We start from the raw sequence: 16,990 nt of genomic DNA on the forward strand, positions 1-16,990 counted from the left end.
GAGGGGCCGCTGCGCCGCGCAAGCAAACGTCAAACGCCCTGGAAGGACGACCCGATGAAGATCAGCCTTTACGCCACTCTCGCCATGTTCGCCCTGGCCGTTCCGGCCGCAGCCCAGGACGCCGCGGGCGACCCCGTCAAGGGCGAGAAGGAATTCAACAAGTGCAAGGCCTGCCACATGGTGCAGGCGCCCGACGGGACCGACATCGTGAAGGGCGGCAAGACCGGCCCGAACCTCTACGGCGTCGTCGGCCGCAAGGCGGGCACCGAAGAGGGCTTCAAGTACTCGGACGCGCTGGTGAAGCTCGGCGAGGCCGGTGAGGTGTGGTCGCCCGAGGACCTGATGCACTACATCACCGACCCGAACAGCTACACGCAGGAAAAGACCGGCGACAACAAGCTGAAGACCAAGATGACCTTCAAACTCGCCAAGGGTCAGGCGGACGTGATCGCCTTCCTCACCCAGCACTCGCCGGACGCCGGCGCGGCCCCGGCCGCCGGTTCGGCGCCTGCCGCGGCGGCCCCGTCGGCAGCGGCCCCGGCGGCAGCGGCCCCGGCTGCGGCAGCCCCTGCGGCGGCGGCCCCGGCGGCTGGCGCGGCGCCCGCGGCCCCGGCCTCGAACTGAGCCGCGGCGGGCGGGCCTCGTGTCCGCCCCACCGGCGCCTCGGCCACGCTGGCCTGGGTGACCTGACAGCGCGCCCCGGATGCAGGACGCATCGGGGGCGTTCCTCTTGCCCCCCGCGCGGGCTAGCCGAGGCGCGACCTGAGCCGGATCGCCTCCCTGCCCCCGCCGGTCGGCACCGCTGCATTTATCTGCGGCCGCCGCTGCGCGGACGCATTGCCTCACTCGAATTCGTGACCTAGAACCGGACCGGAGTCCGCCGGCCACGCCAGCCGGGCCGGGTCCGATTCTGAGGAGAGCATTCGCATGGCTGACGCCGCCGTTCACGGCCACGGTGAGCACCATGACACCCGCGGGTTCTTCACCCGCTGGTTCATGTCCACCAATCACAAGGACATCGGGGTCCTGTACCTCTTCACCGCCGGCGTCGTCGGGCTGATCTCGGTCTGCTTCACCGTCTACATGCGGATGGAGCTGCAGCATCCCGGGGTGCAGTACATGTGCCTCGAGGGGGCGCGCCTGATCCCCGCCGCGGCCGGTGAGGTCTGCACCCCGAACGGGCATCTATGGAACGTGATGATCACCTATCACGGCGTCCTGATGATGTTCTTCGTCGTCATCCCGGCGCTGTTCGGGGGGTTCGGCAACTACTTCATGCCGCTGCACATCGGCGCGCCGGACATGGCGTTTCCGCGGCTGAACAACCTGTCCTACTGGCTCTACGTCGCCGGCGTCGCGCTGGGGATCGCCTCGCTGCTGGCGCCGGGCGGCAACGACCAGATGGGCTCGGGCGTGGGCTGGGTGCTCTACCCGCCGCTGTCGACCACCGAGGGCGGCTATTCGATGGATCTCGCGATCTTCGCCGTCCACGTCTCGGGCGCCTCATCGATCCTGGGCGCGATCAACATCATCACCACCTTCCTGAACATGCGCGCCCCGGGCATGACGCTCTTCAAGGTGCCGCTGTTCGCCTGGTCGGTGTTCATCACCGCCTGGATGATCCTGCTGTCGCTGCCGGTGCTGGCCGGCGCCATCACCATGCTGCTGATGGACCGCAACTTCGGCACCCATTTCTTCGACCCCGCCGGCGGCGGCGACCCGGTGCTCTACCAGCACATCCTGTGGTTCTTCGGGCACCCCGAGGTCTACATGATCATCCTGCCGGGCTTCGGGATCATCAGCCACGTGATCGCCACCTTCTCGCGCAAGCCGATCTTCGGCTACCTGCCGATGGTGCTGGCGATGGCCGCGATCGCGATCCTCGGCTTCGTCGTGTGGGCGCACCACATGTACACCGCCGGCCTGTCGCTGACCCAGCAGGCGTATTTCATGCTGGCGACGATGACGATCGCGGTGCCGACCGGCATCAAGGTCTTCTCTTGGATCGCCACGATGTGGGGCGGCTCGATCGAGTTCAAGACGCCGATGCTCTGGGCCTTCGGCTTCCTGTTCCTGTTCACCGTCGGCGGCGTGACCGGCGTGGTGCTGAGCCAGGCCCCGCTCGACCGGGTCTATCACGACACCTATTACGTCGTGGCGCACTTCCACTACGTGATGTCGCTGGGCGCGGTCTATGCGATCTTCGCCGGGGTGTATTTCTGGATCGGCAAGATGTCGGGCCGGCAGTACCCCGAGTGGGCGGGCAAGCTGCACTTCTGGGCGATGTTCATCGGCTCGAACCTGCTGTTCTTCCCGCAGCACTTCCTGGGCCGCGAGGGGATGCCGCGCCGCTACATCGACTACCCTGAGGCCTTCGGCTACTGGAACAACATCTCGTCGATCGGCGCCTATCTGTCGTTCGCCTCGTTCCTGTTCTTCATCGGCGTGGTGTTCTACACCCTCTTCGCCGGCAAGCGCGTGACCGAGAACAACTACTGGAACGAGTACGCGGACACGCTGGAGTGGACGCTGCCCTCGCCGCCGCCCGAGCACACGTTCGAGCAGCTGCCCAAGCGCGAGGACTGGGACCACGCCCGCGCCCACTGAGCGTGCGCTGAGGTTGAAGCGGCCCCGGAGCGATCCGGGGCCGTTTTTCTGTCGGAGGTGAGGATGCCCGCGCTGGTCCCCGAGCTGAGCGTGTCGGATTTCCCGGCGGCGCTCGCGTTCGATCTCAGGCTCGGCTGGGCGGTCGTCCATGACCGCCCCGAGGACGAGTTCGCCCCGCTGCGGCTGGGCGAGGGGCCGCAGGCGGCCGAGGTGATGCTGGACGGGCTGCGGACCGGGCGCAACTTCGACGCCGACCTGACGGCCGCGGACCGGCCATTCGGGCGCGGCCTCAACCTCGAGATCACGGCGCCCGCGCTCGCGCCGCCGCTGGACCATCCGCTGGCCCTGCCGGTTGAGGAGATGTGGTACCGCGCCGGCGCGGTCGAGACCGGCGTGCGGCAGTTCATCGTTGCGGACCCCGACGGCTACCTGCTGCGCTTTTCCGAACCGCTCGGCACCCGCCCCTACGCGGGCCCTGCGGCGAGGGGCGGCCATGCCTTATGAGTGGCAGCCCGCCTCTGCCGAGGGCCGGCGGGTGCTGCTCTGGCGCCACCGCTCGCTGACGCCCGAAGGCTTCGTCTGGGTCATGGGCGGCGCGGCGGCGGCGCTGGTGCTGCCGCTGGTCGCGGTGATCGGGCGGGCGGTGATGTGGGGGCTGCTGCCGTTCGCGGCGCTGGCGCTGTGGGGGCTGTGGCGCGGGGTGCAGCACGGCTGGCAGAACGGCGGGACGCGCGAGGAGGTGGTGCTGGAGCCCGCGCGGCTGACCGTGACCCGCCGCGATCCGGGCCGGGCCGACCGGGTGTGGCAGGCCAACCCCTACTGGGTGCGCCTCGCGCTGCGGCGGGACGGGCCGGTCGAGGACTACCTGACGCTGACCGACGGCAGCCGCGAGATCGAGCTCGGCGCCTTTCTCGACCCCGCCGAGCGGCGGGCGCTGCGGGCCGAGATCGAGGACGCGCTGGCCGAGGTGCGGGCGCCGCGCTGACGGCTGATAACGCGGCCTTATGGTGCTGAGCCACTGGCCGAGCCGCACCCCGCGCGTCCGCCCGCGCGGCGCCTGCCGCGCCACAACAGGCTTTCGCCGACCGCCCGGGCGTGGCAGAGAGCGTCACGCGCGCCCCGCCCCTTGCCCCTGCAGTTCGCCCGACCAGATCACCCGACCATGACCACCACCCTGCCCCGCAGCCGCGCCGACCGACGCCGCGCCGCGTTCCGCCGCAAGGGCGGGCGGGCGGCGCGGATGTTCGTGCTGCTCACGGTGCTGATCGACGCGACCGGCATGGGGCTGATCTTTCCGGTCATGCCGAACCTGCTGGAAGAGCTGACCGGCCAGAACCTCGCCGGGGCGGCGGTCTGGGGCGGAATCCTCGGGACCGCCTATTCGGCCATGCAGTTCCTGTTCGGGCCGGTGGTGGGCAACCTGTCGGACGCCTACGGGCGGCGGCCGGTGATGCTGACCGCTCTGTTCGTCATGACGATGGACTATATCCTGCTGGCGGTCGCGCACACCGTCACGCTGATCCTGATCGGACGCATCATCGGCGGGATCATGGCCGCCACCCACGCGACCGCCGCGGCCTATATGGCCGACATCTCGACGCCCGAGGAAAAGGGCCGCAACTTCGGCCTCATCGGCGCGGCCTTCGGGGTCGGGTTCGTGCTCGGCCCGGTGATCGGCAGCCTCGCCTCGGTCATCGACCTGCGGGCGCCGTTCTGGATCGCGGGCGCGCTGGCTGCGGCGAACCTCGTCTTCGGCTGGTTCGTGCTGCCCGAGACGGTCACCCGCTCGATCCGCCGGCCGTTCTCGTGGGCGCGCGCCAACCCGCTCGCCTCGTTCGCGGCCATCGGGCGGCTGCCGGGGCTTCGCCCGCTGCTCGCAGTCTTCGCACTCTTCAACCTCGCGGGCTACGTTTACCCCGCGGTGTGGAGCTTCTTCGGCAAGGCGCGCTTCGGCTGGGACCCGCTGCACATCGGGCTGTCGCTGGCGGCCTTCGGCATCGCCATGGCCTTCGTCCAAGGCGTGCTGGTCGGCCCCGCGATCCGCCGCTTCGGGGTCTGGCGGACGGTGATCCTGGGCTTCTCGCTCGAGATCGTGGCCTTCCTCTTCTACGGGGTGGTGGCCAACCCGGTGCTGGCGCTGGCCTTCACCCCGCTTGCCGCCATCGCCGGGCTGGGCGGGCCGGCGCTGCAGCAGATCATGTCCAACATCGCCCGCGACGACCAGCAGGGCGAGTTGCAGGGCGTGCTCTCCTCGGTCGCGGCCATCGCGATGGGGATCTCGCCCCTGATCATGACGGCGATCTTTGCCTTCTTCACCCGCGAGAGCACCCCGATCTATGCGCCGGGGATGCCCTTCGTCGCTGCCGCCGCGATGATGGTGCTGGCGCTCGCGATCCTGTGGGCCTACCGCCCGCGGGGCGCGGTGGTGCCGCCGGCCGAGGCCGCGGGACGCCCGCCCGGCGCGGCCTAGCGCGGCTTGCCCCGCGCGCCCGTCTGCGCTATACGCGCGCCAGTCCCGGGCGACGGGATGGTGTGACGGGGCCACAACAGGCCGCTTGAACTCGGGTCGGGCAATTTGCCGCGACCCTTTGTCGTTGCCACGGGCCTGCCAATCACCAGACCGGCGGAGCCAACCGCCCGGCCCGCAACAACGTCAAAGGATTGATCAGCCGCATGGCAAAAGCCGCGACCATGGAGGAATTCGAAGCCCTCCTCAACGAAAGCTTCGAAATCGACACCCCGGACGAAGGTTCGGTCGTCAAGGGCAAGGTCATCGCCATCGAGGCGGGCCAGGCCATCATCGACGTCGGCTACAAGATGGAAGGCCGCGTCGATCTGAAAGAATTCGCAGCCCCCGGCGAAGAGCCCAACCTGTCGGTCGGCGACGAGGTCGAGGTCTATCTCGACCGCGTCGAGAACGCCCGGGGCGAGGCCTCGATCAGCCGCGAGAAGGCCCGCCGCGAAGAGGCGTGGGACCGGCTCGAGCAGGCCTATGCCAAGGAAGAGCGCGTCGACGGCGCCATCTTCGGCCGCGTCAAGGGCGGCTTCACCGTCGACCTCGGCGGCGCCGTGGCGTTCCTGCCCGGTAGCCAGGTCGATGTGCGTCCGGTGCGCGATGCGGGCCCGCTCATGGGTCTCAAGCAGCCGTTCCAGATCCTCAAGATGGACCGCCGCCGGGGCAACATCGTCGTCTCGCGCCGCGCGATCCTCGAAGAGAGCCGCGCCGAGCAGCGCGCCGAGGTCATCTCGAACCTGCACGAGGGGCAGGTCGTGGACGGCGTGGTCAAGAACATCACCGAATACGGGGCCTTCGTGGACCTGGGCGGTGTGGACGGCCTGCTGCACGTCACCGACATGGCCTGGCGCCGCGTCAACCATCCGTCCGAGATCCTGTCGATCGGCGAGACCGTCAAGGTCCAGGTCGTCAAGATCAACAAGGAAACCCACCGCATCAGCCTGGGCATGAAGCAGCTCCAGTCCGATCCGTGGGATACGGTGGCCGAGAAGTTCCCGATCGGCTCGGTCCACAAGGGCCGCGTGACCAACATCACCGACTACGGCGCCTTCGTCGAGCTGGAGGCCGGGATCGAGGGTCTCGTCCACGTCTCGGAGATGAGCTGGACCAAGAAGAACGTGCACCCCGGCAAGATCGTCTCGACCTCGCAGGAGGTGGACGTCATGGTGCTGGAGATCGACGAGCAGAAGCGCCGCGTGTCGCTGGGTCTCAAGCAGACCATGCGCAACCCGTGGGAAGTGTTCGCCGAAACCCACCCGGCCGGCACCCAGATCGAGGGCGAGGTCAAGAACATCACCGAGTTCGGTCTGTTCGTGGGCCTCGACGGCGACATCGACGGCATGGTGCACCTGTCGGACCTGTCGTGGGACCAGCGCGGCGAGGATGCGATCCAGAACTACCGCAAGGGCGACGTCGTCCGGGCCGTGGTGCAGGAGGTCGACACCGACAAGGAGCGCATCAGCCTGTCGATCAAGGCGCTCGAGAACGACACCATGACCGAGGCCGTGGACGGCGTGAAGCGCGGTTCGGTCGTGTCGGTCACGGTGACGGCGATCGAGGACGGCGGGATCGAGGTGGAGTACAACGGCGTCAAGTCGTTCATCCGCCGCTCGGACCTGGCCCGCGACCGTCAGGACCAGCGCCCCGAGCGCTTCTCGGTCGGTGACACGGTGGACGCCCGCGTGACCAACATCGACACCAAGACCCGTCGTCTGGGCCTGTCGATCAAGGCGCGCGAGATCGCCGAAGAGAAAGAGGCCGTCGAGCAGTACGGCTCGTCCGATTCGGGCGCGTCGCTGGGCGACATCCTCGGCGCGGCGCTGAAGTCGCGCGGCTGAGCCGAGGCTCGGACTGAAGACACCGGCCGCCCCCGCCTTGCGTGGGGGCGGCCATTTCATGTGCAGCGGCAGCGGGTTGCGCGAAACCTCTGCAACCTTTAGCCGAGACGCGGCGTTGGGCGACAAGTCTCGGCGCCGGTCCATGGTGCAGCTCATGGACCCTCGCCCCCCAGTTCCAGGCATGACGGGTTTTGCAACGATGATACGGTCCGAACTGATCCAGAAGATCGCCGACGAGAACCCGCATCTGGTCCGGCGCGACGTCGAACGGATCGTGGCCACCGTCTTTGACGAGATCACCGGGGCGATGGCCCGCGGCGACCGGGTCGAGCTGCGCGGCTTCGGCGCGTTCTCGGTCAAGAAGCGCGACGCCCGCATGGGCCGCAACCCGCGCACCGGCGAGGCGGTCGAGGTCGAGCAGAAGCACGTCCCGTTCTTCAAGACCGGCAAGCTGCTGCGGGATCGGCTGAACGGGCTGGACAGCGACGGCTGAGCGCGGCAAGTCCTGTCGGATCAGCTCTTGGGCGCCCGCGCGCAGCGCAACGCGCGTCCGGGGCCGGAATGAATCGGAGAGTTCGGGATGCGCTATCTTCGCATGATCTTTGTCGCGGTGCTGGCGTTGGCGCTGCTGACGGTGGCGCTGGCCAACCGCCAGCTGGTGACGGTCGGGCTGTTCCCGGGCCAGCTCGATGCCTATTTCGGCGGCGGCTGGGCGGCGCGGATGCCGCTGTTCCTCGTGATCCTGCTGTCGCTGCTGATCGGGATGCTGCTCGGGCTGGTGTGGGAATGGATGCGCGAGGCGCATCTGCGCCAGGAGTCGGCGCGCCGGGCGCATGAGCTGACCCGGCTCGAGCGCGAGGTGGGCGGGCTGCGCACTACCCACGCCGCGCCGCGCGATGAGGTGCTGGCGATTCTGGATGCGCCGCGCCGTCCGGGCGCGACCGCTGCGGCCCCGACCGCTACGACCCCTGTCACAACCAATGCCCCGGCGCTGGTCCGGCGCTGAGCTGGTGACCCACAACCTACCTGCAGGCCGCGCGATGAGCGCCGCCGTCAAGATCTGCGGCCTGACCCGCGCCGAGGATGCCGCCGCCGCCGCGGCGGCGGGGGCGCGCTTCGGCGGCCTCGTGTTCTTTCCCCGCTCGCCCCGTCATCTCGACGTCCCCCGCGCTGCCGCCCTCGCCCGCACCATGCCGGAGGAGCTGGCGCGCGTGGGGCTGTTCGTGAACCCGACGGATGAGGCGCTCGACGCGGTGCTGGCCGAGGTGCCGCTCGACATCGTGCAACTGCACGGGGGCGAGACCCCCGCGCGGGTGGCCGAGGTGCGGGCGCGCACCGGGCTGCCGGTGATGAAGGCGGTGGGGATCGCGGCGCCCGCCGATCTGGACCGGCTCTGGGATTACGGGCTGGTGGCCGACCTGCTGCTGGTCGATGCCAAGCCCGCGCCGGGGGCGGCGCTGCCGGGCGGCAACGGGTTCGCCTTCGACTGGCGGTTGCTGGTCGGGCGGCGGTTCCTCAAGCCGTGGATGCTGGCCGGCGGGCTGACGCCGGACAACGTGGCCGAGGCGATCCGCCTGACGGGCGCGCCGGCCGTGGACGTCTCGTCCGGGGTCGAGAGCGCGCCCGGCGTCAAGGACGCGGACCTGATACGCGCCTTTGCCCGCGCCGCCGGGGCGGATGCGGCGGCCGAGGCCGGCGCCGGGTCTCCATGACCCCTGTCCCGCCCGTGTGGCGCGAGGCGACCCGCGCCGATGTCGCCGCCGTGGTGGCGCTGCTATCCGACGACCTGCTGGGACGCGGGCGCGAGGGCACCGACCTCACCCCCTATCTCGCCGCCTTCGACGCCATGCGGCGCGAGGGCGACAACCGCCTGATCGTCGCCGAGGCCGAGGGCCGCGTAGTCGCCTGCTACCAGATCACGCTGATCAGCGGGCTGTCGCTCTCGGCCGCGCGGCGGGCGCAGATCGAGGGGGTCCGCGTCGCCGCCGAACGCCGCGGCAGGGGCCTCGGCGCGGCGCTGATCGCGGATGCCGAGGCGCGGGCGCGCGCCGGGGGTGCGACGCTCCTGCAGTTCACCACCAACGCCGCGCGGACGGATGCGCAGCGCTTCTACCAGCGGCTCGGGTTTACGCCCTCGCACATCGGATTTAAGAAGACCCTCTAGCCCCGCGCCCCTCTGCCCCTTGGCGCGCGGCCCAGCCAGGAGAGCGCGCGCATGGCCCAGGATCTCGTCAACAGCTTCATGTCGGGCCCCGACGAACAGGGCCGCTTCGGCATCTTCGGCGGCCGCTTCGTCAGCGAGACGCTGATGCCGGTGATCCTCGACCTTGAGGCGGAATACGGCCGGGCCCGCAACGACCCGGCCTTCGCCGCCGAGATGGACGATTTGTGGCGCAACTATGTCGGCCGTCCCTCGCCGCTCTATCGCGCCGACCGGCTGACCGAGCGGTTGGGCGGCGCCACGGTCTATCTCAAGCGCGAAGAGCTGAACCACACCGGCAGCCACAAGATCAACAACGTGCTGGGGCAGATCCTGCTCGCCCGCCGGATGGGCAAGACCCGGATCATCGCCGAGACCGGCGCCGGCCAGCACGGGGTGGCGACGGCCACCGTCTGCGCCAAGTTCGGGCTGAAATGCGTCGTCTACATGGGCGCCCACGACGTCGAGCGCCAGCAGCCCAACGTGTTCCGCATGAAGCTTCTGGGCGCCGAGGTGGTGCCGGTGCGCTCGGGGCGCGGGACGCTCAAGGACGCGATGAACGACGCGCTGCGCGACTGGGTGACGAACGTGCGCGACACCTTCTACTGCATCGGCACGGTGGCGGGGCCGCACCCCTATCCGGGCATGGTGCGGGATTTCCAGACCGTCATCGGCCGCGAGACAAAGGCGCAGCTGATGGAGGCCGAGGGACGCCTGCCCGACACGGTGATCGCCGCAATCGGCGGCGGGTCGAACGCGATGGGGCTCTTCCACCCCTTCCTCGACGACCGCGAGGTGCGGATCATCGGGGTCGAGGCCGGCGGCAAGGGCGTGGACGAGACGATGCAGCACTGCGCCAGCCTCACCGGCGGGCGGCCCGGCGTGCTGCATGGCAACCGCACCTATCTCTTGCAGGACGACGAGGGGCAGATCCTCGAGGGGCACTCGATCTCGGCCGGGCTCGACTATCCGGGCATCGGCCCAGAGCACGCGTGGCTGAGGGACATGGGCCGGGCCGAGTATGTGAGCGTCACCGACACCGAGGCGCTCGCGGCCTTCACCCAGCTTTGCGAGACCGAAGGGATCATCCCGGCGCTCGAACCCGCCCACGCGCTGGCCCATGTGGCCAAGATCGCGCCCGACCTGCCGCGCGAGCACCTGATCGTGGTCAACCTCTCGGGGCGCGGCGACAAGGACATCTTCACCGTCGCCCGGCACCTCGGCGTGGCGATCGAGGGCTGAGTCTCGGTCGCCGCCGTTGCCGGTGTTCCGTCAGCGGGTGAGCGTGAGGACGTTCAGCACCGACTCGCGGTAGGGCAGCGGGAAGAGGATCCGCGCCCGGTCGGCGTCGATCGGCTCGAGCAGGCCCACATCGGGCAGCGTCTCGGTGCCCTGGGTGTCCATGTCGTCGGGGAAGTCGGCATAGGGGCGCGGCGCCTCGCCCGCCACGAAGGTCGAGCCGAGGTAGACCCAGACACCGTCGTCATGGTGCAGCGTGCCGCTCGTGCGCTGCGAGCCGGTCAGCTTCTCGAAGCGCAGCGCCGTGCCGTCGCGGGTGATGGCGCAGCGGAAGGGCGGGTAGCTGACAGACGCCTGCAACCCGCCGATCTTGGTCATCCGGCAGGACCAGTCGCCGATCAGCGCCTCGGGCGTGGCCGCCAGCGCCGCGCCGCGCAGCGTGTCGGCCGCGTCGGCCGCCTGGGCGGCGCTGCCCTGCCCCAGCGCCTGGCGCAGCGCCGCCCCGGTCGCCCGGTCGAGCGCCTCGAGCCGCGCGGCATCCTCGGGGCGGATCCGGGTGCCGTCGGCGAGCGGATCGGCGGCCGTAGCGGTCAGCGGAAGCAGCGAGAGCACTGCGGCAAGGGCGAGGCGGGTCATGGCGATCTCCTTGTCGGTCAATGGCTTGGGCGGCAGATTTGAGCCGCCGTCAGCGGTCCCGCTCAACCGCATGGGCGCGCAGCAGTTCCAGCGGCACGATCTCGGTCGCGCGGATGTGCGTGGCCTCGAGCACCACCTGCGGGGCGGCATATTCCTGTGCCGCCTGCAGGAACCGCGCGGCGCAGAGGCACCAGCGGTCGCCGGGCTTGAGGCCGGGAAAGCGGTACTCGGGCCGCGGGGTCGAGAGGTCGTTGCCGAGGTATTTCGAGAGCGCGAGGAACTCGGCCGTGACGATCACGCAGACGGTGTGGCTGCCCGCGTCTTCGCGCCCCGTGTCGCAGCAGCCGTTGCGATAGAAGCCGGTGAGCGGGTCGGTCGAGCACGGCTCGAGCCGCGTGCCGAGGACGTTGCGCGAAGGCTCCATCGTCTGTCCTTTCCGGTGAGGGCGGCGCGGGTTGCGGCGGCCGGACCGGGGCGCTGCCCCGGACCCCGGGATATTGGCGCAGGGAAGAGTTCAGCGAAAGCGATCTGTGAGGGCGCGCAGGCGGCTGGCGAGGTCGGGCTCGGGGTCGGGCGCAGGCGGCGCGGCGGGGGGCGCGGCGGGCGCAGGCGCAGGCGCCGGGGCGGGGCGGGTGCCGCTGTTGCGCGGCGGCGCGGTGCGGGCGGCGACGGCGTTCTGGAACCGCGCGCCGTCCCCCGCCGCCAGCGCCGGCGCCCCGTCCGAGATCCCGCGCAGCAGGTCGTCGAGCATCGCCTCTTCGGCCTTGGCGAAGTCCGAGAGCACGTAGCCCGCGACCCGGTCCTTGTGGCCGGGGTGGCCGATGCCGATGCGGGCGCGGCCGTAGGCCTCGCCGATGTGCTGGTGGATCGAGCGCAGCCCGTTGTGGCCGGCGTGCCCGCCGCCCTGCTTGACCCGCACCCGCCCCGGGGCGAGGTCCAGCTCGTCGTGCAGCACGATGACCTCGGCCGGGGTGAGCCTGAGGTAGCGCATCGCCTCGCCCACCGCCTGCCCCGAGAGGTTCATGAAGCCCTGCGGCTTGAGCAGCGTCACCCGCGCGTCGCCCAGCCGCCCCTCGGCGGTGAGCGCCTGAAAGCGCGACTTCCACGGCGAGAATCCGTGATCGGCGGCGATCCGGTCCAGCGCCATGAAGCCGACATTGTGGCGGTTGCCCGCATATTTCGCGCCCGGATTGCCCAGGCCTACCATCAGCAGCATCACGGAAATCCCCGGTCCCTTGCGGCGGACGTTGCCCGTAACTAAGACTCTGTCAACCTTTCGCCCCTATGAAAGGTCCCTCAGGGCCGGGACCAGCGGCGATTCGAGATACACATCAGGCAACGGCAGGGACGACAGGCGCGAGATGCACGATCCGGCAGAATTCTACATGAACACGCTCGTCCCGATGGTGGTCGAACAGACGTCGCGCGGCGAGCGCGCCTACGACATCTTCTCGCGCCTGCTGAAAGAGCGGATCATCTTTCTGTCGGGTCCGGTCCATGACGGGATGGCGACGCTCGCCTGCGCGCAGCTTCTGTTCCTCGAGGCCGAGAACCCGAACAAGGACATCTCGATGTATATCAATAGCCCCGGCGGGTACGTGACCGCGGGGCTCTCGATCTACGACACGATGCAGTATATCCGGCCGCGGATCTCGACGCTGGTGATCGGCCAGGCGGCGTCGATGGGCTCGCTGCTGCTTGCCGCGGGCGAGAAGGGGCAGCGCTTCTCGCTGCCCAACAGCCGGATCATGGTCCACCAGCCCTCGGGCGGGTTCCAGGGCACGGCCTCGGACATCCTGATCCATGCGCAGGAGACCTCGAAGCTGAAGCAGCGGCTGAACGAGATCTACGTCAAGCACACCGGCCGGACGCTGGAAGAGGTCGAGGCGGCGCTCGAGCGGGACCGGTTCATGTCGCCCGAGGAGGCGAAGGACTGGGGCCTGATCGACGACATCCTGGCCGACCGCGGCAAGGCGGTGCCGGAGACGTGAGGTCCCGCGGCCGGGCGCGCCGTGCGGTGCGACCGGTCGATTGCGACGGAAATGCGGGATTGTGACCGCCGCGCGGGCTGCCTAACATGGGCGGACGCATCCGGACCGGGCGTTGGGCGCAGCCCGCGGGCCCGGCGAGGGGACGGCTAGACGACGAACCCCGGGGCCACGGCCGCAGGGCACCTGACGAACGAGGACGACGACGATGGCCAACCAGCCCGGCGGTGACAGCAAGAACACGCTCTACTGCAGCTTCTGCGGCAAGAGCCAGCACGAGGTCCGCAAGCTCATTGCGGGCCCGACCGTGTTCATCTGCGACGAATGCGTCGAGCTGTGCATGGACATCATCCGCGAGGAGACGAAGTCCTCGGGGCTCAAGTCGGGCGACGGGGTGCCGACCCCGCGCGAGATCATGGCCGTGCTCGACGACTACGTCATCGGGCAGGAGCACGCCAAGCGCGTGCTCGCGGTGGCCGTGCACAACCACTACAAGCGGCTGAACCACTCGTCGAAGACCGACATCGAGCTGGCGAAGTCGAACATCCTGCTGATCGGCCCGACCGGCTGTGGCAAGACGCTGCTGGCGCAGACGCTGGCGCGGATCCTCGACGTGCCGTTTACCATGGCCGATGCGACCACGCTGACCGAGGCCGGCTATGTGGGCGAGGATGTCGAGAACATCATCCTCAAGCTCTTGCAGGCGTCGGAATACAACGTCGAGCGGGCGCAGCGCGGCATCGTCTACATCGACGAGGTCGACAAGATCACCCGCAAGTCCGACAACCCCTCGATCACCCGCGACGTTTCGGGCGAGGGGGTGCAGCAGGCGCTGCTGAAAATCATGGAGGGGACGGTCGCCTCGGTGCCCCCGCAGGGCGGCCGCAAGCATCCGCAGCAGGAGTTCCTGCAGGTCGACACGACGAACATCCTGTTCATCTGCGGCGGCGCGTTCGCCGGGCTCGACCGGATCATCGCGCAGCGCAACAAGGGCACCGCGATCGGCTTTGGCGCCTCGGTCAAGGACAATGATGAGCGCGGGGTGGGCGAGCTGTTCAAGCAGCTCGAGCCCGAGGACCTGCTCAAGTTCGGGCTGATCCCCGAGTTCGTGGGCCGCCTGCCGGTGATCGCCACGCTGACCGACCTCGACGAGGAGGCGCTGATCACCATCCTGACCGCGCCCAAGAACGCGCTGGTCAAGCAGTACCAGCGGCTCTTCGACCTCGAGGACGTGAAGCTGACCTTCACCGACGACGCCCTCAAGGCGATCGCGCGGCGGGCGATCAAGCGCAAGACCGGCGCCCGCGGCCTGCGCTCGATCATGGAGGACATCCTGCTCGACTCGATGTTCGAACTGCCGGGTCTGGGCAGCGTGACCGAGGTGGTGGTCAACGAGGAGGCGGTGGACAACCCCGCCGCCAAGCCGCTGCAAATCCACGCCGAGCCGAAGAAGGAGCCGGCAGCCGCGGGGTGATGCTGCGGGGTTGGGTTTTGGTGTTTAGCGGGGGCGCCCTGCCGCGGTGAGGGGGGGGGGCGCCTCTTGCGTTTCGCTGGCGCCTTTTTCGTTCCGCTTGCTCGCTTAGTGGCTATTGCGTTGCGTTGGGCGACCGCGGCAAGCATCGCGGTCGGGATGGGCCCGATGGGCCGGTGGAGCCGGTCGTGGCAACCGACTTTGAGGACGCGAGCGAACGCTTGGCCGGTGTCATACCGTGGGAGAGCCTGCTCGGCTCGATGCTCGAGTTGCCGGAGGTGGGCAGCTTGACTGAGGTGGTGAACGAGGAAGCGGTGGTTAACCCTGTCTCAAACCGTTGCAGATCCATACCAAGCCGCAGAAGGAGCCGGCCGCCGCGGGGTTAGCTGAGGCAGGCGGGGCCCTGGCTGGGTGCCAGGCCGGAGCAGGGCAGCGTGACCGAGGTGGCGGTCAACGAGGAGGCGGTGGACAATCCCGCCGCCAAGCCGCTGCGCATACACGCCGAGCCGAAGAAGGACCGGCCGCGGCGGGCTAACGCTGCCGGGCTGGGTTTAGTGCTTAGCGGGGCGTCCTACCACGGTGAGTAAGGGGAGCCTCTCGCGCTTCGCTGTCTCGGTACGGGACTGTCGCCGCATTTAAGGTGATGGCGGCAAGCATCGCGGCGGGTGGGTCGGCCCATGCGGTCGGCGGCTCCAGCGCGGCAACCGAACATCGCCGTCCGCGAGCGGACGCTTGTCTGATGTCAGACGTGGGAGAATCTTCCCGAGCCACGAGCTGGATCACCGCGGTGAGTTGATGCGGATGTCGCTGCCCGCGGCTTGGCGCGGATGGGCTGCCCTCAGCGTCCCGGCGATTGACCGTGCGACCTAGTATGAACCGGCACTTCGCGCGTCGTCGGCCTCGCTGACATAGTTGGGCCGGTCGCCGGATGGCTGGTAGTCTGGGCAGCCCGGTCCAGGGTCAAGGTATCAGGCGCCAATTGCGTGTGCAGTGCCCCTGCGGCGTGCCACCGTGCCGAGATGCTCCCGGCAGAGGTTGCGCACCTCGACATCGGAAGGAGCCCCGGTGTTCTTCCTGAAGGTTTCGGCTTTTCCCCCTGCCCAACGCTGACCCAACTCCGCGAGCCGCCCTCCCCATACCTGCGCGGCAAAATGCCGCCCCGCGCCTCGCCCGCGCCGACCGCACCCCCCGCGCCGCCCGGTTGCGCCGCCGGCGAAAGCTTCGCATGATCCGGCCAACTGCCGCGCCATGACAGGGACCGACGATGACCACCGATTTCGACATGCTCGCCATCGACGAAGGCCTCGACGAGGATTTCGAGCTCGACCTTGAGGACGCGATGCTGCCCCGGCAGATCGCCGCCGCCTACAAGGAGATGCATCCGAACCCCCTGCCCCGCCAGATCTACTACACCGAGCTGCTGCGCCTGCAGTCCGAGCTGATCAAGCTGCAGGACTGGGTCAGCCACTCGAAGGAAAAGGTCGTCGTGCTCTTCGAGGGCCGCGACAGCGCCGGCAAGGGCGGCGTGATCAAGCGCATCACCCAGCGGCTGAACCCGCGCGTGGTGCGCACGGTGGCGCTGCCGGCGCCCTCGGACCGCGAGAAGACCCAGTGGTACTTCCAGCGCTACGTCCCGCACCTGCCGGCGGGGGGCGAGATCGTGCTCTTCGACCGCAGCTGGTACAACCGCGCCGGCGTCGAGCGGGTCATGGGTTTCGCCGACGAGCCGCAGGTCGAGCAGTTCTTCCAGGACGTCCCGGAGTTCGAGCGGATGCTCGTCCGCTCGGGCATCCGGCTGGTGAAATACTGGTTCTCGATCACCGACGAGGAACAGCAGATGCGCTTCCTCATGCGCATCCACGACCCGCTCAAGCAGTGGAAGCTGTCGCCGATGGACCTGCAGTCCCGGGTGCGCTGGGAATCCTACACCAAGGCCAAGGAGGAGATGCTCGAGCGTACCTCGATCCCCGAGGCGCCGTGGTACATCGTCCCGGGCAACGACAAGAAGCGCGCGCGGCTCAACTGCATCAGCCACCTGCTGGGGCTGATCCCCTATACCGACATCGCGCATGAGCCGATCAGCCTGCCGGACCGGGTGTTCAACCCGGATTACGAGCGCGACACGCTGCCGCGCGAGCTCTACGTGCCCGAGAAATACTGATGCCCCGCGCGTACTGGGTGGCCCACGTCACCGTCGATGACCCGCAGGGGTATGAGGCCTACCGGGCCGCCAACGGCGCGGCCTTTGCCCGCTTCGGCGGCCGGTTCCTCGTCCGCGGCGGGCCGCAGTCGGTGGTCGAGGGCACGGCGCGCCCGCGCACGGTGGTGATCGAGTTCGCCAGCCGCGCCGACGCCGAGGCCTGTTATGCGAGCGCCGAGTATCAGGCGGCGCTCGCCCTGCGCCGACCGTGCAGCCAGGCGGACGTGGTGATCGTGGACGGCTGGGACGATCCCGCCGCGGGCGCCTGACGCAGGTTCCGCGCGCCCGTCCCGCGT

At 69.4% G+C, this 16,990-nt stretch carries 18 protein-coding genes; 15 read left to right on the plus strand and 3 right to left on the minus strand.

The features are described 5' to 3' along the window. The first annotated feature begins 54 nt into the window (after nt 1-54). The 11 genes from BLW17_RS00470 (at nt 55) to trpB (ending at nt 10,402) form a co-directional block, all read left to right on the plus strand. Nucleotides 55-624, plus strand: a complete 570-nt coding sequence (locus BLW17_RS00470; protein WP_074825952.1) for a c-type cytochrome — start codon at nt 55-57, stop codon at nt 622-624. A 303-nt stretch (nt 625-927) separates the two neighbouring features. Next, nucleotides 928-2,607, plus strand: coding sequence for a cytochrome c oxidase subunit I (locus BLW17_RS00475; protein ID WP_036731123.1), 1,680 nt, complete (start codon nt 928-930; stop codon nt 2,605-2,607). 63 nt (nt 2,608-2,670) lie between these two features. Then, nucleotides 2,671-3,111: a VOC family protein gene (locus tag BLW17_RS00480; protein ID WP_036731125.1), complete on the plus strand. Its 441-nt coding sequence runs from the start codon at nt 2,671-2,673 to the stop codon at nt 3,109-3,111. Continuing rightward, nucleotides 3,101-3,592, plus strand: coding sequence for a DUF2244 domain-containing protein (locus BLW17_RS00485; protein ID WP_036700650.1), 492 nt, complete (start codon nt 3,101-3,103; stop codon nt 3,590-3,592). Before BLW17_RS00480 ends, BLW17_RS00485 begins: the two co-directional genes overlap by 11 nt. A 177-nt stretch (nt 3,593-3,769) precedes the next feature. Then, nucleotides 3,770-5,077 (plus strand): MFS transporter, encoded by a 1,308-nt coding sequence (locus BLW17_RS00490; RefSeq protein ID WP_081969045.1) that lies wholly within the window; start codon nt 3,770-3,772, stop codon nt 5,075-5,077. A 203-nt stretch (nt 5,078-5,280) separates the two neighbouring features. Beyond that, the gene (rpsA, locus tag BLW17_RS00495) at nt 5,281-6,960 is read left to right on the plus strand and encodes a 30S ribosomal protein S1 (protein WP_036700651.1); all 1,680 of its coding nucleotides are present in this window, start codon (nt 5,281-5,283) and stop codon (nt 6,958-6,960) included. Between the two features lie 199 nt (nt 6,961-7,159). Continuing rightward, nucleotides 7,160-7,453 (plus strand): integration host factor subunit beta, encoded by a 294-nt coding sequence (gene ihfB / locus BLW17_RS00500; RefSeq protein ID WP_036731127.1) that lies wholly within the window; start codon nt 7,160-7,162, stop codon nt 7,451-7,453. Nucleotides 7,454-7,540: 87 nt separating this feature from the next. Then, nucleotides 7,541-7,966, plus strand: coding sequence for a lipopolysaccharide assembly protein LapA domain-containing protein (locus BLW17_RS00505; protein WP_052176161.1), 426 nt, complete (start codon nt 7,541-7,543; stop codon nt 7,964-7,966). 34 nt (nt 7,967-8,000) lie between these two features. Beyond that, nucleotides 8,001-8,672: a phosphoribosylanthranilate isomerase gene (locus tag BLW17_RS00510; RefSeq protein ID WP_036731129.1), complete on the plus strand. Its 672-nt coding sequence runs from the start codon at nt 8,001-8,003 to the stop codon at nt 8,670-8,672. Then, nucleotides 8,669-9,124, plus strand: coding sequence for a GNAT family N-acetyltransferase (locus BLW17_RS00515; protein ID WP_036731131.1), 456 nt, complete (start codon nt 8,669-8,671; stop codon nt 9,122-9,124). Before BLW17_RS00510 ends, BLW17_RS00515 begins: the two co-directional genes overlap by 4 nt. 51 nt (nt 9,125-9,175) lie before the next feature. Then, nucleotides 9,176-10,402: a tryptophan synthase subunit beta gene (gene trpB, locus BLW17_RS00520; RefSeq protein WP_036731133.1), complete on the plus strand. Its 1,227-nt coding sequence runs from the start codon at nt 9,176-9,178 to the stop codon at nt 10,400-10,402. A gap of 30 nt (nt 10,403-10,432) precedes the next feature. On the opposite strand, the gene BLW17_RS00525 is transcribed toward trpB, so the two are convergent. The 3 genes from BLW17_RS00525 to pth form a co-directional block, all read right to left on the minus strand. Beyond that, the gene (locus tag BLW17_RS00525; RefSeq protein WP_036731135.1) at nt 10,433-11,035 is read right to left on the minus strand and encodes a DUF4893 domain-containing protein; all 603 of its coding nucleotides are present in this window, start codon (nt 11,033-11,035) and stop codon (nt 10,433-10,435) included. Nucleotides 11,036-11,084: 49 nt separating this feature from the next. After that, a complete protein-coding gene (locus BLW17_RS00530) occupies nt 11,085-11,459 on the minus strand; it encodes a DUF2237 family protein (protein WP_036731137.1) in 375 nt (124 codons plus the stop codon). A 90-nt stretch (nt 11,460-11,549) separates the two neighbouring features. Continuing rightward, complete coding sequence (pth, locus tag BLW17_RS00535) at nt 11,550-12,251, minus strand: aminoacyl-tRNA hydrolase (RefSeq protein ID WP_074825955.1); 702 nt, start codon at nt 12,249-12,251, stop codon at nt 11,550-11,552. A gap of 145 nt (nt 12,252-12,396) precedes the next feature. Between pth and BLW17_RS00540 the strand changes: the two genes are divergently transcribed. The 4 genes from BLW17_RS00540 to BLW17_RS00555 all read left to right on the plus strand — a co-directional run bounded on the left by BLW17_RS00540 (nt 12,397) and on the right by BLW17_RS00555 (nt 16,963). Beyond that, nucleotides 12,397-13,026: an ATP-dependent Clp protease proteolytic subunit gene (locus tag BLW17_RS00540; protein ID WP_036708135.1), complete on the plus strand. Its 630-nt coding sequence runs from the start codon at nt 12,397-12,399 to the stop codon at nt 13,024-13,026. Between the two features lie 205 nt (nt 13,027-13,231). Further along, on the plus strand, nt 13,232-14,497 hold the full coding sequence (gene clpX / locus BLW17_RS00545) for an ATP-dependent Clp protease ATP-binding subunit ClpX (RefSeq protein ID WP_036708137.1): 1,266 nt from the start codon (nt 13,232-13,234) through the stop codon (nt 14,495-14,497). A gap of 1,261 nt (nt 14,498-15,758) precedes the next feature. Further along, nucleotides 15,759-16,655 (plus strand): polyphosphate kinase 2, encoded by an 897-nt coding sequence (ppk2, locus tag BLW17_RS00550; protein WP_036704723.1) that lies wholly within the window; start codon nt 15,759-15,761, stop codon nt 16,653-16,655. Then, entirely contained in the window at nt 16,655-16,963 is a 309-nt protein-coding gene (locus BLW17_RS00555) for a DUF1330 domain-containing protein (protein WP_036735342.1), read from the plus strand. Before ppk2 ends, BLW17_RS00555 begins: the two co-directional genes overlap by 1 nt. Nucleotides 16,964-16,990 lie beyond the last annotated feature (27 nt).

Source organism: Paracoccus sanguinis (assembly GCF_900106665.1).
Lineage (GTDB): Bacteria > Pseudomonadota > Alphaproteobacteria > Rhodobacterales > Rhodobacteraceae > Paracoccus > Paracoccus panacisoli.

Coding starts and splice junctions, on each gene's coding strand:
- BLW17_RS00470 (WP_074825952.1), top strand. CDS start 55: ATGAAGATCAGCCTTTACGCCACTCTCGCCATGTTCGCCCTGGCCGTT.
- BLW17_RS00475 (WP_036731123.1), top strand. CDS start 928: ATGGCTGACGCCGCCGTTCACGGCCACGGTGAGCACCATGACACCCGC.
- BLW17_RS00480 (WP_036731125.1), top strand. CDS start 2,671: ATGCCCGCGCTGGTCCCCGAGCTGAGCGTGTCGGATTTCCCGGCGGCG.
- BLW17_RS00485 (WP_036700650.1), top strand. CDS start 3,101: ATGCCTTATGAGTGGCAGCCCGCCTCTGCCGAGGGCCGGCGGGTGCTG.
- BLW17_RS00490 (WP_081969045.1), top strand. CDS start 3,770: ATGACCACCACCCTGCCCCGCAGCCGCGCCGACCGACGCCGCGCCGCG.
- rpsA (WP_036700651.1), top strand. CDS start 5,281: ATGGCAAAAGCCGCGACCATGGAGGAATTCGAAGCCCTCCTCAACGAA.
- ihfB (WP_036731127.1), top strand. CDS start 7,160: ATGATACGGTCCGAACTGATCCAGAAGATCGCCGACGAGAACCCGCAT.
- BLW17_RS00505 (WP_052176161.1), top strand. CDS start 7,541: ATGCGCTATCTTCGCATGATCTTTGTCGCGGTGCTGGCGTTGGCGCTG.
- BLW17_RS00510 (WP_036731129.1), top strand. CDS start 8,001: ATGAGCGCCGCCGTCAAGATCTGCGGCCTGACCCGCGCCGAGGATGCC.
- BLW17_RS00515 (WP_036731131.1), top strand. CDS start 8,669: ATGACCCCTGTCCCGCCCGTGTGGCGCGAGGCGACCCGCGCCGATGTC.
- trpB (WP_036731133.1), top strand. CDS start 9,176: ATGGCCCAGGATCTCGTCAACAGCTTCATGTCGGGCCCCGACGAACAG.
- BLW17_RS00525 (WP_036731135.1), bottom strand. CDS start 11,035: ATGACCCGCCTCGCCCTTGCCGCAGTGCTCTCGCTGCTTCCGCTGACC.
- BLW17_RS00530 (WP_036731137.1), bottom strand. CDS start 11,459: ATGGAGCCTTCGCGCAACGTCCTCGGCACGCGGCTCGAGCCGTGCTCG.
- pth (WP_074825955.1), bottom strand. CDS start 12,251: ATGCTGCTGATGGTAGGCCTGGGCAATCCGGGCGCGAAATATGCGGGC.
- BLW17_RS00540 (WP_036708135.1), top strand. CDS start 12,397: ATGCACGATCCGGCAGAATTCTACATGAACACGCTCGTCCCGATGGTG.
- clpX (WP_036708137.1), top strand. CDS start 13,232: ATGGCCAACCAGCCCGGCGGTGACAGCAAGAACACGCTCTACTGCAGC.
- ppk2 (WP_036704723.1), top strand. CDS start 15,759: ATGACCACCGATTTCGACATGCTCGCCATCGACGAAGGCCTCGACGAG.
- BLW17_RS00555 (WP_036735342.1), top strand. CDS start 16,655: ATGCCCCGCGCGTACTGGGTGGCCCACGTCACCGTCGATGACCCGCAG.